The 17,550-nt window shown below is 43.4% G+C and carries 16 protein-coding genes; all 16 read right to left on the minus strand.

Annotated features, from left to right (window positions below):
* Positions 1 to 315 precede the first annotated feature (315 nt).
* On the minus strand, positions 316 to 1,284 hold the full coding sequence (gene glpX / locus Gferi_RS11180; protein WP_069976455.1) for a class II fructose-bisphosphatase: 969 nt from the start codon (positions 1,282 to 1,284) through the stop codon (positions 316 to 318).
* 11 nt (positions 1,285 to 1,295) lie between these two features.
* Positions 1,296 to 2,291 carry a class II fructose-bisphosphatase gene (gene glpX, locus Gferi_RS11185; protein ID WP_069976457.1) on the minus strand — a complete coding sequence of 332 codons (996 nt, stop codon included), beginning with the start codon at positions 2,289 to 2,291 and terminating at the stop codon, positions 1,296 to 1,298.
* A gap of 647 nt (positions 2,292 to 2,938) precedes the next feature.
* A complete protein-coding gene (locus Gferi_RS11190) occupies positions 2,939 to 3,601 on the minus strand; it encodes a hypothetical protein (RefSeq protein ID WP_069976460.1) in 663 nt (220 codons plus the stop codon).
* Between the two features lie 69 nt (positions 3,602 to 3,670).
* Complete coding sequence (gene kce / locus Gferi_RS11195) at positions 3,671 to 4,483, minus strand: 3-keto-5-aminohexanoate cleavage enzyme (RefSeq protein ID WP_069976464.1); 813 nt, start codon at positions 4,481 to 4,483, stop codon at positions 3,671 to 3,673.
* A gap of 168 nt (positions 4,484 to 4,651) precedes the next feature.
* Positions 4,652 to 5,035, minus strand: a complete 384-nt coding sequence (gene kal / locus Gferi_RS11200; RefSeq protein ID WP_069976471.1) for a 3-aminobutyryl-CoA ammonia lyase — start codon at positions 5,033 to 5,035, stop codon at positions 4,652 to 4,654.
* Between the two features lie 24 nt (positions 5,036 to 5,059).
* The gene (locus Gferi_RS11205; protein ID WP_069976473.1) at positions 5,060 to 5,389 is read right to left on the minus strand and encodes a hypothetical protein; all 330 of its coding nucleotides are present in this window, start codon (positions 5,387 to 5,389) and stop codon (positions 5,060 to 5,062) included.
* Positions 5,390 to 5,454: 65 nt separating this feature from the next.
* Positions 5,455 to 6,078: a V-type ATP synthase subunit D gene (locus tag Gferi_RS11210; RefSeq protein ID WP_069976476.1), complete on the minus strand. Its 624-nt coding sequence runs from the start codon at positions 6,076 to 6,078 to the stop codon at positions 5,455 to 5,457.
* Between the two features lie 156 nt (positions 6,079 to 6,234).
* On the minus strand, positions 6,235 to 7,608 hold the full coding sequence (locus tag Gferi_RS11215; RefSeq protein ID WP_069976478.1) for a V-type ATP synthase subunit B: 1,374 nt from the start codon (positions 7,606 to 7,608) through the stop codon (positions 6,235 to 6,237).
* A gap of 14 nt (positions 7,609 to 7,622) precedes the next feature.
* Positions 7,623 to 9,392, minus strand: coding sequence for a V-type ATP synthase subunit A (locus tag Gferi_RS11220; RefSeq protein ID WP_069976479.1), 1,770 nt, complete (start codon positions 9,390 to 9,392; stop codon positions 7,623 to 7,625).
* Positions 9,385 to 10,026: a V-type ATP synthase subunit E gene (locus Gferi_RS11225; protein ID WP_069976481.1), complete on the minus strand. Its 642-nt coding sequence runs from the start codon at positions 10,024 to 10,026 to the stop codon at positions 9,385 to 9,387. The genes Gferi_RS11220 and Gferi_RS11225 overlap by 8 nt, the downstream gene beginning before the upstream one ends.
* A 10-nt stretch (positions 10,027 to 10,036) precedes the next feature.
* Entirely contained in the window at positions 10,037 to 10,345 is a 309-nt protein-coding gene (locus Gferi_RS11230; protein ID WP_069976483.1) for a V-type ATP synthase subunit F, read from the minus strand.
* Between the two features lie 124 nt (positions 10,346 to 10,469).
* On the minus strand, positions 10,470 to 10,892 hold the full coding sequence (locus tag Gferi_RS11235; protein ID WP_069976486.1) for an ATP synthase subunit C: 423 nt from the start codon (positions 10,890 to 10,892) through the stop codon (positions 10,470 to 10,472).
* Positions 10,893 to 10,906: 14 nt separating this feature from the next.
* Complete coding sequence (locus tag Gferi_RS11240) at positions 10,907 to 12,874, minus strand: V-type ATP synthase subunit I (RefSeq protein WP_069976492.1); 1,968 nt, start codon at positions 12,872 to 12,874, stop codon at positions 10,907 to 10,909.
* Positions 12,875 to 12,885: 11 nt separating this feature from the next.
* A complete protein-coding gene (locus Gferi_RS11245) occupies positions 12,886 to 13,932 on the minus strand; it encodes a V-type ATPase subunit (protein WP_069976494.1) in 1,047 nt (348 codons plus the stop codon).
* A 9-nt stretch (positions 13,933 to 13,941) separates the two neighbouring features.
* A complete protein-coding gene (locus Gferi_RS11250) occupies positions 13,942 to 14,256 on the minus strand; it encodes a hypothetical protein (RefSeq protein ID WP_069976495.1) in 315 nt (104 codons plus the stop codon).
* Between the two features lie 210 nt (positions 14,257 to 14,466).
* Positions 14,467 to 17,550 carry an efflux RND transporter permease subunit gene (locus tag Gferi_RS11255; RefSeq protein ID WP_069976497.1) on the minus strand — a complete coding sequence of 1,028 codons (3,084 nt, stop codon included), beginning with the start codon at positions 17,548 to 17,550 and terminating at the stop codon, positions 14,467 to 14,469.

Below are 17,550 nucleotides of genomic sequence, written 5' to 3' on the forward strand. Positions count from 1 at the left end.
CACAAATATGGATATCCATATTATACAATTCATATTTAGTAAAATGATATATTTAACGCTGCTAAGCATTATCTTTTATAGACCTATGACTGAGAAAGCTTGCTATCGATTCTACATTGCAGAGGCAGACCTGCGTGTCTGCCCGCTTCATTTTCGGGAGGACACACAGGTCCTCCCCTACCGGGATCTATAAAACAAGCAGTATTAAACTTCTCCGTCACACATCTATACAAGGCTCAAGCCAAGCCTAATCCGCAAATCTCTTTTTGTTTTTTTCCAAAATCGGCATTTTCTATACATCCGCCCGGAGTATTCCTACTTCGCATACTCTGGCTTGCTGTCTAACCGGTGGATTGCTTCAATAAAACGAATGGTTCCTGTCTCTGCCCGCATGACCACAGAATGGGTTCTAGCCATATTGTTGCCATAATAGGTAACGCCTTTCAGCAAATCCCCATCGGAAATTCCGGTGGCTGCAAAGAAGGCTTCATTTCCTTTTACCAAATCATCCAATCCATATACCTTGTTCACATCAACGCCCATTTGGATGCACCGGGCCTTTTCTTCTTCCGTATAAGCTACCAGTTTTCCTTGGAATTCTCCACCGAGGCATTTGAGCGCTGCCGCCGCAATCACACCCTCCGGTGCGCCTCCAATCCCTATCATTATATCAATACCGGTATGGTCAAAGCAAGTAGCAATCGCTGCAGCCACATCGCCATCCTGGAACAGTTTAATTCGTGCGCCTACTTCCCTACAGGCAGCAACCATTCCTTCATGACGCTCCCGGTCCAGCATGATGACTGTAAGATCCGTAATATTTTTATTAAGGGCCTTGGCTACATTCTTTAAATTCTCTTGAATCGGTGCATTTAGATCTACCACACCCTTTGCCTTCGGTCCAACCGCAATCTTGTCCATGTACATATCCGGAGCATTCAGCAAATGACCCCTAGGGGCGATCGCTACTACTGCGATGGCATTCGGCAGGCCTTTGGCGATCAAAACCGTTCCATCCAATGGGTCTACTGCTATATCTACTGCCAGATCTGCTTCTCCGCCCCTGCCGATTTTTTCTCCGATATAAAGCATAGGTGCTTCGTCCATCTCACCTTCACCGATGACTACTACACCATCAATATTAATGGTATCAAACATTTTTCGCATGCCGTCTACAGCAGCTTGGTCGGCAATATTCTTATCACCGCGACCCATGTATTTTGCAGCGCCTAAAGCTGCTGCCTCCGTTACTCTCGCAAGATTCAGCGCTAGGTTTCTATCCATTTTTATTCCCCCTATCTATGTTTTTCCATCATTTCAACCAGTATTTCATTTTTATCCAACCGGTGAATGGCATCTACAAAACGAATGGTTCCTGTTTTAGATCGCATCACCACCGAGTGTGTCTTGGCCTGATTGTTTTCCAGATAGGTAACACCTTTCAGCAGGTCTCCGTCAGAAACTCCGGTAGCAGCAAAAAACACATCCTCTGAGGCTACTAGATCTTCTAGTGTCAGCACCTTATTGATCTTCTCCTGATGCCATCCCAGTTCTTCACATCGTGCTATCTCTTCCTCTGAAAGCGGATTTAGTTTCCCTTGCATTTCTCCACCTAAGCATTTTAACGCAACTGCTGCGATCACACCCTCTGGAGCTCCTCCAATGCTCATAAAAACATCAATCCCAGTATCTTCAAAGCAAGTAGCCAGCGCTGCAGCTACATCCCCATCCCCAAAGAGTTTGATTCTGCATCCTGCAGCTCTAACCTCTTGAATTAATGCGTCATGTCTAGGGCGATCCTGTATAATAACTGTCAAATCTTGTATTTTTTTATTTAATGCTTTTGCCACTGCCTTTAGATTTTGCTCCACTGGTGCATCCAACTGAACAAGTCCTTTTGCCTTGGGTCCAACCGCAATTTTTTTCATATATGTATCGGGTGCATGGAGGAGCGTTCCCTGTGGTGCCATGGCAATCACAGCGATGGCATTCGGAAGCCCTTTGGCAATTAAAACAGTTCCTTCTAAAGGATCTACTGCAATATCTACGGCTCTATCTCCAGAACCCCACCTTCCAACTTCTTCGCCTATATACAGCATAGGAGCTTCATCTAATTCCCCTTCCCCAATCACTACCTTACCTTGGATGGATACGTGAGAAAATGCCTTCCGCATTCCGTCTACTGCAGCCTGATCTGCTGCATCTTTATTCCCCCTGCCCATGTAGCCGGCAGAAGCCAGGGCTGCTGTCTCTGTAACCCTTACAAGTTCTAGTGCTAAATTTCTATCCATATTTATTCCTCCCAAGCTTTACATTGCTATGAAATATACTACATTATATCACTAAATGTGCTATACAAAAAGTTTCGTTTCATTAATTGTTTCTGTGGATAAGAATATGTACCTTTTATTGGGAACGACGAGGGCGTCGATCCCTATACTCTTTTGCGGACTTCTGTAGGGACAGGCCTTGTGTCTGCCCGCTTATTTTCGGGACGACACGAGGCCGTCCCCTACACCATAAGGAAAATAAATGATCTTACATTAACTTTCTCAGTCACACATATTTACATAATAGGTTAACATCACAGTTATTTCTTTTAAAGTGTTTCCTTTTCAACCGGTTTTCATTTAAAGTATTTTCTTTTAATGTACATTCCTACCTAGCGGCATGAACCTATCTGACAAATTATTTACTCCTGTTGAAATATGGAAGAATATTTTTATTCCAAAGGAAGGCTCATCTCCATATTTCAACAATCCCATAAATTTGCCGAAATCTATCGGATTGCACAATGTGCAACCCCTACGGTCTAGCATGAAAGTATGTAGGGTCAGCATATTATGCTGACCGAATAATACTACAGGATGATTGGATAAATGAACACAGGGCTCTAGCAGGGCCTTCGCATAAAAAAGACCGAACCCTTTGGCCCGGTCTATTTGTTGTTGATTTCACCTCTATAGTTGATAGCATCAATACATGCAAAAGTTTTCTCATGCATAATGATGGCATGGGTATTTTTGATATTCAGCAAATCTTCCCTGGTTTCTGCATAGATAACGTTCAAGCTGCTGCATTTCAAACAACGAAGCTCTATACGGTCTGGGAAGAGATTCATATCAATCTCGGAGCTGCCGCAGTCACAATACAGATTATGCTGCTCGGCAATCTTATGTACGCGGTTTACGCCTTCGATCATAATGTCGGCATTATGAAAGTAGGTTTCATAACCTAATTCCTCCATGATATGATCGATTTCCCGGTTCATTCTTTCAACCTTTTCTTCGATACAGATTTTGTTGCCCACACAGAGAATCACTTCCCGCGTCGTCTCACATGGGCCAAAGTGCATGGTCTCTCCCATGATATCCTTTAACCGGTAGTTAAAGATATGCTCTCCATCACAACAGGAACAAGGAATCTTAAATAATATATTTTTAAAGTCATAGGTCTTTATATAAAACGCATAGGATCCACATAAGCAATCTACTTTATAGTATTGTCCTTTTTCTAATCGGAAAATGGAAATTTCATGGGTCTCCAACTTACTACAGGCCCCACATCGGACTGCTATGAAGATGCTGCTGTCAATGATCATAAGGGGCACCTCCTCCTATAGTAAGTATTCGACATATTTTTTGCGATCCCTTCTTTTTGGAGACCTACTCTATTTTAAACCTAAAATTTTCCGCGCCTCATCCGGTGTGGCTACCTCTCTGCCTATTTCTTTTGAGATTCTAACAATCCGGGCTACAAGCTGAGCATTCGATTCCGCCATTACACCCTTCTCGTAGTACACATTGTCCTCAAAACCCACTCTTACATTGCCACCTAAAACAATCGCCATTACTGCCAAAGGTGTTTCGGCTCTTCCGATACCTGCTACCGTCCAGGTTGATCCTGCTGGAATTGACCGTACCATATGCATCAGGTCCTCTGGCGTTCCCGGACAAGCTCCCGGTACACCCAGCACAAAATCAAAATGAACCGGCGTATCTAATAGTCCTTTTTTTACTAACCGGATTGCATTCTCAATCATTCCTCGCTCAAAAACTTCTATTTCAGGCTTTACACCCAGCTCCTTCATGCGGGCTGCAAACTTTTCGATATACTCTTCTGAATTCATGAAAACCTCAGGACCAAAGTTGCAGGTTCCACAGCTCAAGGTAGCCATTTCCGGCTTTAGCTCTACAGGCTGAAGGCGTTCTTCCGGCGTATGCCAGGTAGCACCACCCGTAGAAGGCTGTACGATGATATTGCACTTGGCTTCAATCTTTTCTTTGATTTCCTTATATACTTCATAGGATTGGGTAGGATTTCCTTCAGCATCCCTTGCATGAACATGCACGATGGATGCACCCGCTTTATAGCAGGCATATGCAGCCTCCGCAATCTCATCCGGGCTCACCGGCAGATTTGGCTGCTGCACCTTTGTTACCTCTGCACCCGTCAGTGCTGCTGTAATGATTAATTTTTCCATAGGTATTTGCCCTCCTTAAAGCTATTACGCTTTTTAAACATACACCCTATTTGGGTTTTATAAATTATGCTAAACACAATTTATTTTCTAACGTCTCCACTTTTGACAACGTTTTCATAATGCGCATTCTAATTATCCCAAAATTCCTTATTGTATCATCTATACCGACTATTTTCTCTGCTTATCCTTCGGTACAACGCAAGTACCTTCTGCACGGCATACAACAATCGGCTCTTCCAATACGTCACAAGCAGACTCGTTGATGTCCGGTCTTGGAATAATTACTTTACGGGCCTCGAAAACCATCTTGCGAGAAGAATTGCCTACATGGACGATCTCTCCAACAGCCTCTATGTAATCTCCGGCAAACACCGGTGCCTTAAATTCTACCTTGTCATAACCTGCAAAGAGTCCTTCATCACCATCTTGGCGGATTAACAGCTCTGTGGCCACATCGCCAAACAGCTGCAGCATTTTTGCCCCATCCACCAGATTGCCACCATAGTGGGCATCATGCATACTCATTCTCATACGAATCATTGCTTTTTCCATTGTGTGTTTCCTCCTTAGTCTGTTTTATGCTTCTTTTTTTAGTTTTTGTTTTAACTGATATATTGCCTTTTCATTGCTGTTCTCTTTGTGTTCTAAATACTCCATTGATTCCTTGATTTCTGTCAGCATTTCTGTGTTCTCAACAACCTGTTCCTCGATGTCTTCTGTTCTTTCTTTTAGTATGTTCATATCCTGCTGCAAGCCATCTACCTTTTCTTCTAAACCGGATACTCTTACATCAAGCTTATCTACCTTCACTTCCAGTTTGTCTATTTTCATCTCCAGCCGGACTTGCCCCTCTTTTAGGTCTTTCAGCACTTCCAGTACTGTTTCTTGGAATTTCTCCTGTTCCACGCTGAACACCATCCTTTCACAATCCTTTGCATCCCCATTATATCATTCTGCAGGTGGCTTTTCAATTATTCTTCCCGCTGTCCTTTTTTCTTGACCCGCTTCAGCCGGAAGAAGTCTTCCCGTTCCTTTTCTTCCAACACTTCCTGGATGTATTTTACCTGCTCCTTGTACTTAGGGATCTGAATATTTTCAAGACCATTGGCCCGCTTTTGGGTTTTTTTGATTTCCATAGCCAACTTATACACAGAGTTTTCCACCTCTGCCAGTTCATAGATCAAATATTTTACTTCCTTAAACTTGGCATAGGCAATGTCTAGGGCCGGATTTGTCCTGAAAAAGCCGTACTGGGTCTGCAAATCCGTTTTATTGTAGTGTACTGTAGGGATCTCTACGCCCATGACACTTTTCAGCAGCACCTCATACTCTGAAGCTTTAGGAATAGAAAGGGCAATTTCCTCCACACTGTTAATACCCATAGTCACATTAACTACCTGAAGGGCTTCGTACGCCTCACGGAAGGTAACCGTAACCCGCTCTTGGAGATTTTTGGCACGATCCATCATACCCATCATTTCCCGTATGAGTACATTTCTCTTTTTATCCAAAAGCTCAAAGCCCTTCTTTGAAAAAGCAAGGGCATTTTCGGCCTTCATGAGATTTGATTTGGTTGGTGCAATGTTTACCGACATAAATATTTCCTTCTTCCCAAATCAGTTTTTATAGGGGGACACAAATTTATCCGCTTCTCGTAAGGGCTATGTACCCATCCGTTGCGGAATGGCACGCAGCTGGTTCCTGCATTCATCATTTCTATCGTAGGGGCGCACAGTGTGCGCCCGCTTCTCTTACCACTTCCCGTATTTCTCAATATACTTCGGATTCAATCGATCCAATTCTTCCTTTGGCAATACGGACAATATCTCCCATGCCAAATCCAAGGTCTCCTCCATGCTCCGGTTTTCATCGAATCCTTGAGTAACATACTTTGCTTCGAACAACTTCCCAAACTCCATGTACTTTTTATCCAACTCCGACAAATCATCTTCACCGATGACCTGCACCAATGCCCTTACATCCTGTACATGGGAATAGGACGCAAACAACTGGTTCGCCAAGTCCCCATGATCTTCCCTTGTATAGCCTTCTCCAATACCATCCTTCATCAATCTTGACAGCGACGGCAGTATATTAATCGGCGGATAAATATTTCGCTGGTACAAATCCCGACCAATAACAATCTGACCTTCTGTTATATATCCTGTCAAATCCGGTACCGGATGGGTAATATCATCATTCGGCATGCTCAAAATGGGCAGCTGGGTAATGGACCCCTCTCTGCCCCGCATCATGCCGGCTCTTTCATATAAGCTGGCCAAATCCGAATACATATATCCCGGATAGCCTTTCCGGCTGGGCACCTCTTCTCTCGCAGAAGAAACCTCCCGCAAGGCCTCACAATAACTGGTCATATCTGTCATAATCACAAGGATATGCATGCCTTCTTCAAAAGCAAGATACTCTGCCGCCGTCAAAGCACTACGTGGGGCAATAATCCGCTCTACGATCGGATCATCGGCTAGATTGACATACATCACAACCTTTTCCAATACCCCGGATTCTTCAAAGCTTCTTCGAAAATAGTCTGCATCATCATGCTTTACTCCCAGGGCAGCAAATACAATGGCAAAATTGTCATTTCCTGCTCCCTGTATCTTAGCCTGGCGCACAATCTGCACTGCCAGTTCATTATGCGGTAGTCCATTCCCTGAAAAGATCGGCAGTTTTTGTCCGCGGATCAGCGTCGTCAGTGCATCTATGGAGGAAATTCCCGTCTGAATATAGTCTCTCGGATAAATCCGGGCCACAGGATTGATCGGCCGGCCATTGACTGAATAGCTTTGCGTACTGTAGATCTCTCCCGCCTGATCAATCGGCTCCCCTATGCCATTAAAGGTTCTCCCCAATATTTCCTTCGATAAGGGAATCTCCAAGGGCTTTCCTGTGAACCGCACAGAGGTATTGTGCAAAGATAATCCTGCTGTACTTTCAAACACCTGAGCAATCACTTTATCTTCTTCTATTTTTACGATCTTGCCCTTCTTCGTTCGCTTTCCATCCACTACGATGTCAATAATTTCATCGTAAACGGCATTTTCTACCTTTGAGAGCATCACCAGAGGGCCTTCGATTTTATCCAATAACAGATATTCCTTTTTCATACCATCACTTCTTCCTATCTGTTGTACTTTTCTTCTAGTTCGTCATAATACTCCGCAATACGCTTCTCCAATACTGCAAAGGCTTCTAAATGATCATTTAGAATCGTGTATTTCACTTTAATGATGTCTTGAAACAACTGCTCCCGCTTCAGTTGTGAGATCGGTATCCCCAGCTTGATCCCCCGGAAACACCGCTCATAAAGCTGATCAATCAGCTTTACCATCTTGTACTGCTTTTCCAAGGGTACAAAGGTATCTTCCTTATGGAAAGCATTTTGCTGCAGGAATCCGATCTTTAATACCTTGGAAATCTCCAGCACTAACCGTTGATCATCCGGCAGTACATCCTCTCCTACCAGCTGGACGATCTCCAGCAGCTTATTCTCCTCATGAAGAATTTTCATCATCTTGCCCCGGAGCTCCAATATATCTTCCCCTATATTTTCCCGGTACCATCCGTCCAAAGCCTTCAGATAACCGCTGTAGCTGGTCAGCCAGTTAATGGCAGGATAATGTCGCGCATAGGCCAACTTTCGATCTAATCCTAAGAATGCGTTGACAAACCGTTTGGTGTTTTCCGTTACCGGTTCGGAAAAATCTCCCCCAGCAGGAGACACGGCCCCAATAACTGTAACAGAGGCTTCCTGATCGTTAAAGGTAGTCACATAACCTGCCCGCTCGTAAAACTCTGCTAACCGGGAGGGTAAATAGGCGGGATAGCCTTCCTCTGCAGGCATTTCCTCCAATCTGCCGGAGATCTCACGAAGGGCTTCTGCCCAACGGGAAGTAGAATCCGCCATGATCGCTACGTGGTAGCCCATATCCCGAAAGTACTCTGCCATCGTGATTCCCGTATAAATGCTGGCCTCTCTAGCAGCCACAGGCATATTGGAGGTATTGGCAATCAAGATGGTTCTCTCCATGATCGGCTTGTCGGATTTGGGGTCGATCAGCTTTGGGAAATCCTCCAAAACTTCGGTCATCTCATTGCCCCGCTCCCCGCAGCCGATATATACAATAATATCTGCATCGGACCATTTTGCCAGCTGATGCTGTGTCATGGTTTTGCCTGTGCCGAAACCGCCAGGTATGGCTGCGGTACCACCCTTGGCAATAGGGAAAAATATATCCAGGATGCGCTGTCCTGTCACCAGGGGCCTTTCAATAGGTTTTCTTTCTTTACTGGGCCGGGGCTCCCGCACGGACCATTCCTGGTACATCTTTAGAAAATGCTGTTCTTTCCCTTCTTCCACTACCACCAAGGTTTCCTCCATGCCGTAGATTCCATCCTGCTTTACGGCAGTCACTATACCGGATATCCCAATGGGCACTAACAGTCGATGGACAATCAGGGAGGTTTCCTGTACTTCTCCAAAAATCTGTCCGGACTTGACTTTATCACCTACCTGAACCAGCAGTTTTACGGCCCATGCCTTTTCTGTATCAATGGAAATCAGGCCGATGCCTTCCGGTATAAAGCCTTCTGACAATGTATTAATCTTATCTAAGGGACGTTGAATGCCGTCAAAGATGTTTCCCAGCATTCCAGGGCCTAGCTTCAAGGATAAGGGCTTTCCGGTAGGCAGGATCTTTTCACCGGATTTAAGTCCGCTGGTTTCCTCATAGACCTGAATGGTTCCGATATTGCCTTCTAGGGAAATCACTTCTCCGATCAGCTTATTCTCTCCCACCATGACCATCTCCCGTATACGAAAATCGTCCATGTTTTTCGCACGGATAACAGGTCCGTTAATAAAGGTAATGACACCCTGTCCATTATTCATTGTGTTCACCTTCTTTTTCCAGTGCATGATAAAGGAGCTGTCCTACCTTTTTTTCATGATCCCGCAGCAGGGCCAGAAGGGATGCATCTATACGCATGCGATGGGTGCCATTCAATGCAATCATTCCACCAAGGATAGTTTCCTCTGCAGGCAGCAAACTGTACTGTTCCTGTTGAAGCCCAAAAGCATCCATGGTTTCCCCGATGATCCCCCGGTACCGTCCCAGATCTGCCTCTCTAATATAGAGCAGAATCTCTTCTTCTCCCTTCAACTGACCTAATACTTCTCCCAGTGTTTTTTTAAAGAAGTCATCGTAGGCACTGGTTGTAGTAAAGTCTAGGGCTTTATCCTGCAGTTCCTGAAGCAGCCTGTGCAGCAGTTGCTGTTTTTTTTCCAGTATCTTAATTTTCCGGTCCATGTTGGCTTTGGCAACCATTTGGTTTTTCTTTGTCTCTCCTTTTAGCGCCATTTCTTGAATCAACTTTTCGCTTTGCAGTTTTAGTTTTTCTTGCTGTTCTTGAATCATCTGCTGATTCTTATTTTCCATTTCTTTCAGCAGATAACTGGACTCTTCCTGAATCCGTTCAAACACCAGCTTGGTAAATACATTGAGCTTTTCCTCTATGGTTATCATGGTTTACACCTCATATCTTGATTCCAATGGAATCCTTGATGTATCGGGTAATATAATCGCTTCCTTTGGAAGGCCCGTGCCTGTCAGGTATCTCTACCACCAAGGGGCGATTTTCCTTAAGCTTTAAGGTCATAATTTCTTCTTTTGCCAGAGCCATAATCTTTTCGGTTACAATCAGGATGCCTATGCTTTCATCCTGCATTGCCTGATCAAGCTCCTGCAGTACGGCTTCACGTTCGTGCAAAACAACCCCTACAATCCCTGCCAACCGCATGCCTACCAAAGTATCTACATTGTCACTGATTAAGTGAACGCGCATGATTTTCACCTCTATTGATTATGCCGTAGTTCCTAAAATCGGGCGGACACGAGGCCCGTCCCTACGTATTGTCTATATTCTCAGTCTTTTGTAGGGGTGGGCCTTGTTGTCCACCCGCAAACATTTACAGTCTTCCCAATATCAAAATGGAAATAATCAATCCATAAATGGCAATCCCTTCGGCCAGCCCCACGAAAATCAAAGTCTTACCCAAAATCTTCGGATCTTCTGATACTGCCCCTAAAGCAGAGGATCCCACTGCACCTACTGCATACCCTGCACCGATGGTGGCTAATCCCGTACATAATGCCGCTGCAATAAATCCTAATCCCGAAGCACTGACCGGATTTTCCTCTGCAGCTAAACTGATGTCCGGTATTAACACCAATATCGCCATTAAAAATAAAGGAATAAATACAAACAGATTATATCGCAAAGCCTTCTTTAGTTTTGTCCGTGTTGCCAAATAATCCTGAAAGGTCAACAGTACGCCTGTACCTACTGTACCGATCACCAACGCCACTGCAATCCATAAAATAATATGCATAACTATGCCCCCTTTTATGATTCATAATCCAATTTCACCGGGTGAAAGGCCATACCTTCACCTTGATAATATTTGCTAAACAGCTCATAATACTCCAATCTTAGTCCCTGTATAAATACAATCAAACCCTCCAGGCAGATGATGATCACATTGCCCAACAGCAAAATAAAAAACTTGCCTGCTGCATGCTGCATCATCCTGGCCATAGTCTGGAAGGCGATAAACAAACCTACATGGTTCAAGGCAAATGCTCCAATCCGGATAAAAGAAACCGTATTGCTCAACATACTCAGCAAGGTTTCAAAGATATCAAAACCACTTTCGATCATATAGCTGGAAGCCGACTCGTGGATCAATGGCCGCTTATTCAACAGCAGATTAGTCAAAGGCTCCTTGGCAATAATCAATATACCGAACAAAATCAATAATCCTCCTGCCAGACCCGAATGGATCAAAGGAGTCTCTGCTATCCGGTTCCCTACCATCAGCAGCAGAACTATAAAAAACAACAATCCCGAGAGACCATTTCGCCCGAATAATCCCTCCTGTAGATTGCGCTGCCGGATTCCATTGATAATGTTGTATCCAAAGCTGATCAAAATCAACAAGATTCCTATAGCCACAGATCCCTGCAGTACCAAATCGATGTGCTCAATAGGCCGTATCAGCAAGGCCGGAAGCAGATGCTCATCTCCAAAAATGCTGCCATATAAAAAACCAAAGGCCATGGAGCTAAGTCCCAGACGGTTTAAAATACTGCCGTATATGCCTTGCCCCTTCCATTGCTTGAGCAAATATCCCATAATCCACAACACGGCGCCCTGCCCTACATCTCCGAACATAATCCCAAACATCAGCATATAGGTAATCCCTAAAAAGGCAGTCGGATCCAGCTCATGGTAGGAAGGTATGCCATACATGTTTACCAACTCTTCAAAGGGACGCATGAACGGACTATTTTTAAGCTTCGTAGGTGGAATCATGTATTTCTGTACTTCAGCTGTATCCTTAAATAGAAGGATTACTTTTTCACCGAATTGCTCCAGTCTGGCTCGAATATTTTCCTTTTCCCGCTGGGGGACCCAACCCGCCAGATAAAAGAATTCGTTGGTGCAGGCGGTCTCTTTTTTGACCTTCATCATCTCCTCTTTCAGCCTTAAGCGGCTGTAAGCCAGCATAATATCCTCTTCATACTCTTTTCTAAGACCCGCTGTCTTTTTATACAGTGCCTTTAGTTCCAGGGAGATCACATCCATTTGCCGGTCGATGCTCAGCATCACATCCAGCGGTTTACCGGCAAATTCCTTTGGCATATCGATTTCTTGAAAGTTTAGGGATCTTAGAATTCGATTGGTCTCCCGCTCCAGTTCTGTAGGGGAAATGACCAGATATACCTCTCCCACATTATTGGAACCAATATGCAGCACCACTGCAGATACATTCTCATAGTTCCGCTTCAGCTTCAATCTGTTTTCCTTCGATAAGATTCCAATTTTATAGATAAAGAACTTCAGATCGTTTAATTCGTCCAGATTTACATCTACATCCTTCATAAACTTGATATGTTCCTTAAAATCTGCCAAGGACTGCAGCTGTTCTTCTGCTTCTTTAATCTTTTCCTGTAAAGGTGCGGCTGCAGCATAGATCGCATGAATCTTATCCCTAATTACGTTTTCTTCATAGTCTGCAGAAAGGTATTTTTCTTTTATATAGGGTTCTATCTTGAAAAAATCCAGCAGCTTTTTTATATCTTCCGGAGTGCCCCGGTCCTCCATTTCTCCGCCATAGGGCCGGATCAGGCAAATATCTACCAGTTCCTCCAGGTTCTCCTCCTGAACCCTGATGGTAAAATTGCTCTCATTGATTTCATGCAGGGCATTGACCATATGCACGTTATTGGACAATACAATCTCTTTTGCAATCTCATCCATGGCTGCAATCGGTGCCACCACATTGAGCATTTCCATTTTTTCTACTGCCATTGCTTCACCTCCTATAGCTTACGGATGAGGTATTGCCTGGCTTTTTCTTCATCCAGGCCGTACCGTATCGCTTCGATGGTAGAAATAATGTCTCTTGTTTGATATTCTAAAAGATGCATATAGATCACTGCCGTACCAATATTCATCTTTTCTTTCTTTCTGTAGCTTTGGAACAAAAAGTAAAAAAACCGGGCAATTCGCCTCTCCATGTGGATATCCTGGGTCTGCTGATTGTCAAATAAAAAACCGTATTTTGTGGGCCCCAGCCGCTGCAGAAACTCCCTTTCGTCTTTTGCATAGCAGAGCTGCTTGATCTTTTGGAAGCTAAGGGTATGCCCTTTGGGCAGCATGTAGTTGATCAATTCTTCCGGCAGCAGTTGATAAAATTTGATGCCCCTATAAATCCACTGCAGATTCAATAAATCTACATTGATTCCCAGTATTTCCTCCTGGAGCTTCCGGTCCTCTTTGTCCAGTTTTTTATTTTGCTCCTGCAGCAGCCGGAAGTACAGGATGTCCAGGTTCATCTCCATATGAAACAGCCGTTTGTCCTCATCCTCCTGCAGTAAGGGCAGCAAGGAGAGATAGTAGATGGTACCCTGAAGATGGCTTACAAAGGCTTCCATGGACTTGGATTGGCTTAGCTTGTCGTGAGGCAGGTTGGTGTACCTGCCTGCATAATGGATCAAATGCTGCAGGTTGTGTGGTCCATCGCCTCTGGCAATTGCCCGCAGATAGAGCTTCAGGTCCTCTATTTCATACCGCATAAGGGTCAATTTGAAAAACTTGCGATAGTCATCAATAAAGAAGTGAATCAGCTTTTCATACTGATGCAGGATATACTTTTTCAACAACTGCTCCAGTTCATCCCGATGAATGTTCTCTATCTGAACATTTTCCAGGACGACAGTATAATCTGTTTTTTCCTTTAGATACACTGCGATTTCTCGAACAGACTTTTTCCGTAATAGGCTCAAGTAATCATCTTTCTGTAAGAATCTGCGTTCCATTGCTTTAATCTTGGTATTCACGGCTGCAAATTGACGTATATTTCCCATGGTTCCCACCTACCCCAAATCCATGATTTGAGAAAACACTTCTTCTACCAGCACGCTATGAATTTGTGAAAATCTTTCATCCAACCTCTTACATACTGCATCAGTATCTTCAGATATATATTTTTCTTGCTCCTGGCCTTTTTTTATGCACTGATCGTATTTTTCCTTACCGATCTCTCTTGCCTGCTGCACTGCTTCTTTTTCCATCTTGGACAGGGTTTCTTTGATGGATTGCTCATTTTCCTTCAGCTTTTGGTCTGTAGAATTCTTGATCTCCCAGGCCCGCTGATCCAGGCTAACGATTTTGTTGATGATATTGTCCATCGGGACGCCTTCTTTCTTTTTGAATGAATAGATAAGTATTATACATTATTTCGAAAATTCCTTCTTCCTGCATAAATATTTTACATTCCTGCAATTGTGTAAAAGTAAACGGCAAAAAGCCCACACCTTTACAGATGTGGGCGATTTACCGCTTATCTTTCTTCTATCCGGGTTGCCACGATCCTTTCACCCCATGCTGCCTCTATTCGCTTATTCTACCACTGCTTTACCTTTTTCTGTTTTGTGTTTTTTCCATTTTTGTATCATTCCCTCGAATATGCTGTATATCACCGGTATGACGATCATTGTTAAGAGGGTCGAAACCGTTAGTCCGGCCATTAGTGCAATCGCCATTGGGCCAAACAGATTACTTCCGGACAGCGCCAAGGGAACCAATCCCATTACCGTTGTTGCTGCACTCAGTATAATGGCGTTGAAGCGCTTATCTACAGCATCTGCGCAAGCTTCTTCAATATTACAGCCCTGGCTTCTCGCATCATTGATATATTCAATCAGGAGTATTCCATTCTTTACAACCAATCCAATAAGTGCAACCACCCCTAAGAAAGCCGTAAGTGATAAAGGTTTATTGAATAAATACAAACCCAGTACTGAACCAATGAGTGACAAAGGTATGGTAAGCAGTATGACTACCGGCTGAATAAATGAATTAAACTGTATGAGCAGAATAATATAGATGACAGAAATGCATAATATAGCCAAAATACCTACAGTGCTAAAGTTTTCATTAATATCCTCCCGCTCTCCTGCAAAGCTTATAATTGTACCGGCGGTATCAATTTGCGGCAGTATTTCTTTTTCAATGGTGTTTGCTATCTCAACGGGGTTATAACCGGAAAGTTCGTTGACTAAAAGCTCAATCGTCTGTTTTCTTTTATAAGTCCTAATTTCGTCTACTTTTTTCCCAAATTCTACGGTCGCAAACTGTTTTAAAGGCACCTTATTGCCCGTTACGGAAGATTTGATTTCAAAATTTTCCAGTAGGGCAACATCACTAATATTGCTTTTCAGACGAATATTATACTCTTGCCCTTCCCTCCGGTATACCGAAGCATTTGCACCGTATAATGCCATATTGATCTGGCTCTGGATATCATATTGGGTAATGCCGAAGCTGCTGGCCTTATCTTTATCTACGTTAACTTCCAACTGAAAAGTCTTATCCTTCATATTATGCCTTACATTGACGGTTCCCGGTATTTTTGCTGTTGCTTCCTTTATCGTGTCAGCAACTTCCTTTAACCGGTCCAAATTGTCTCCGGAGATTCTGACAATTACTTTCGCCTCGTTTGGCTTGGCATTCGCCAGGAGTTTAGCTGTGATTTTCCCATTTGATATATTTTCATCCAACTTTTCTTGAATATAATCAATCAGTTCTACATTATCTCTAAACCTTCTGGTCTTCTTGTCTCCAAGATCAAATCTACAAACCATCTGCCCATAATCAGGAGAAGCGGTAGCAGGGAGCATACTCCTAAAGAATTTTGGCATTCCCGTTCCCACAGCTACAGTATAACTCGTAATTTCCGGCTCCTCAGACAGCAGCCTTACAACCTCATCTGTTAATTTTTCTGTAGCTCTAATATTCCCGGGAACTTCTGAATTGATCTCCACATAGAATATATTTTTATCTGCATATGGGAAAAACTGAGAAGGCAATTGGGGCATCAAAACTGCCACTATTAATATAAACACAGTAAATGTCATTCCTACAGCCACTGTTTTGTACTTCAGCGCATGCCTTAATGTATAATGAAAAAACCTTCTTACGACACGCTTTTCTTCTTTCTTCTCCTTACCTTTTTTAAATACGGCGACTGCCATAGCCGGTGTAACAAACATAGAAACAAGGTAAGCTGCTATAATAGAAATAATCAGCACCATGGGTATTGTTTGCAAAAATTTACCGGCGGGTCCCGGCAGCCCAAGAAGGGGAGAAAAAGCCGCGATTGTTGTGAGTGTTGCCGTGAATATAGGAACAGAAGATGCAGTTGTTCCTTTGTAAGCTGCCTCTAACCGGTCTTCTCCCTGATCCATTCTTACCTGTATGGTATCACTGATTACGATTGCATTATCCACTAAAATTCCAAGAGATATAATCAGGGCCGTCAGGGACATCTGTTGAATCTCAATTCCTGCCATATACATCACACCAAAGGTGACCAGCACAGACAGGGGAATGGCAGTAGCGACCACTAACGCATTTCTTAATCCCATTCCTAAGAACACTACAATTATAACCAGGAAAATTCCCTGAACCAAGCTGGTCATAAAATCGCTGACTGATTTTGATACATCATCCGGCTGGTAAATAACCTCCCCGACAAGTAAATCCCCAGGCAACGATGCTTTTACTTCATCAATCACCTTTCTCACATCTTTGCCTATGAGAACCACATTCTTGCCCTTTTGGAAATATGCTGTAAGCAATACCGTGTTTTTTCCGTTTTGTTTATATTTTTCCACATCTTCTTCCAAGTCCATATGTATATCCGCCACATCGGATAGCTTTGTAACGGCTCCTGTTACCGGAGCAATACCAATGATCGTGTTGCGAATATCATCCATTGAAGTATATATACCCGGCGTCTTTACCTTGATTTTTGAGCTTTCATAGTCTATGCTTCCTGAAGGTATTTCCACATTTTGTGCCTGCAAAATCTGACCAATATCCGCAATAGACAGTTTCAGTTGATTCAACCTGGCGATGTCTACATTCACCTTTACTTCTTTGTCAAGTTTTCCTTCCATATTAAATTTTGATATTCCTTCTATCGTAGTCAATTTATTCTCAAAAATCTCTCCAAATGAGGCCAACTGCTCATATGTATAGTTTTCACCTGAGAGACTGATAATAATGCCTGCAGTCTCGAGCATATCTGTTTTTACCTGACTCGGCAAACATCCCTTCGGCAAATCCGACTGCACATCCGCTACAGCATTTCGCACATCCTGCAGGGCCTTATCGCTGTCCACACGAAACTCAAACATAACGGTAATAATAGACAGCCCTTCTTTGGATATACCATGACTTTCATCATAACCTTCCAGTTCCACCAGCTTATCTTCTATTTTAGTTGTAACCAGATCTTTAACATCTTTTGGCGATGCCCCCGGATAAACGGTAACAATCATGGCAAAGGGCGCCGAAACATCAGGACTTTCTTGTCTGGGCATAATATAGTAGCTGAATCCGCCTATGATTACAATAATAGCTGCCAAAAACAAAGTGACCCGCCGCTCCCGGATTAAAGCAAGTATCAATCTGTTCAA

The organism is Geosporobacter ferrireducens (assembly GCF_001750685.1).
Classification (GTDB): domain Bacteria; phylum Bacillota; class Clostridia; order Peptostreptococcales; family Thermotaleaceae; genus Geosporobacter; species Geosporobacter ferrireducens.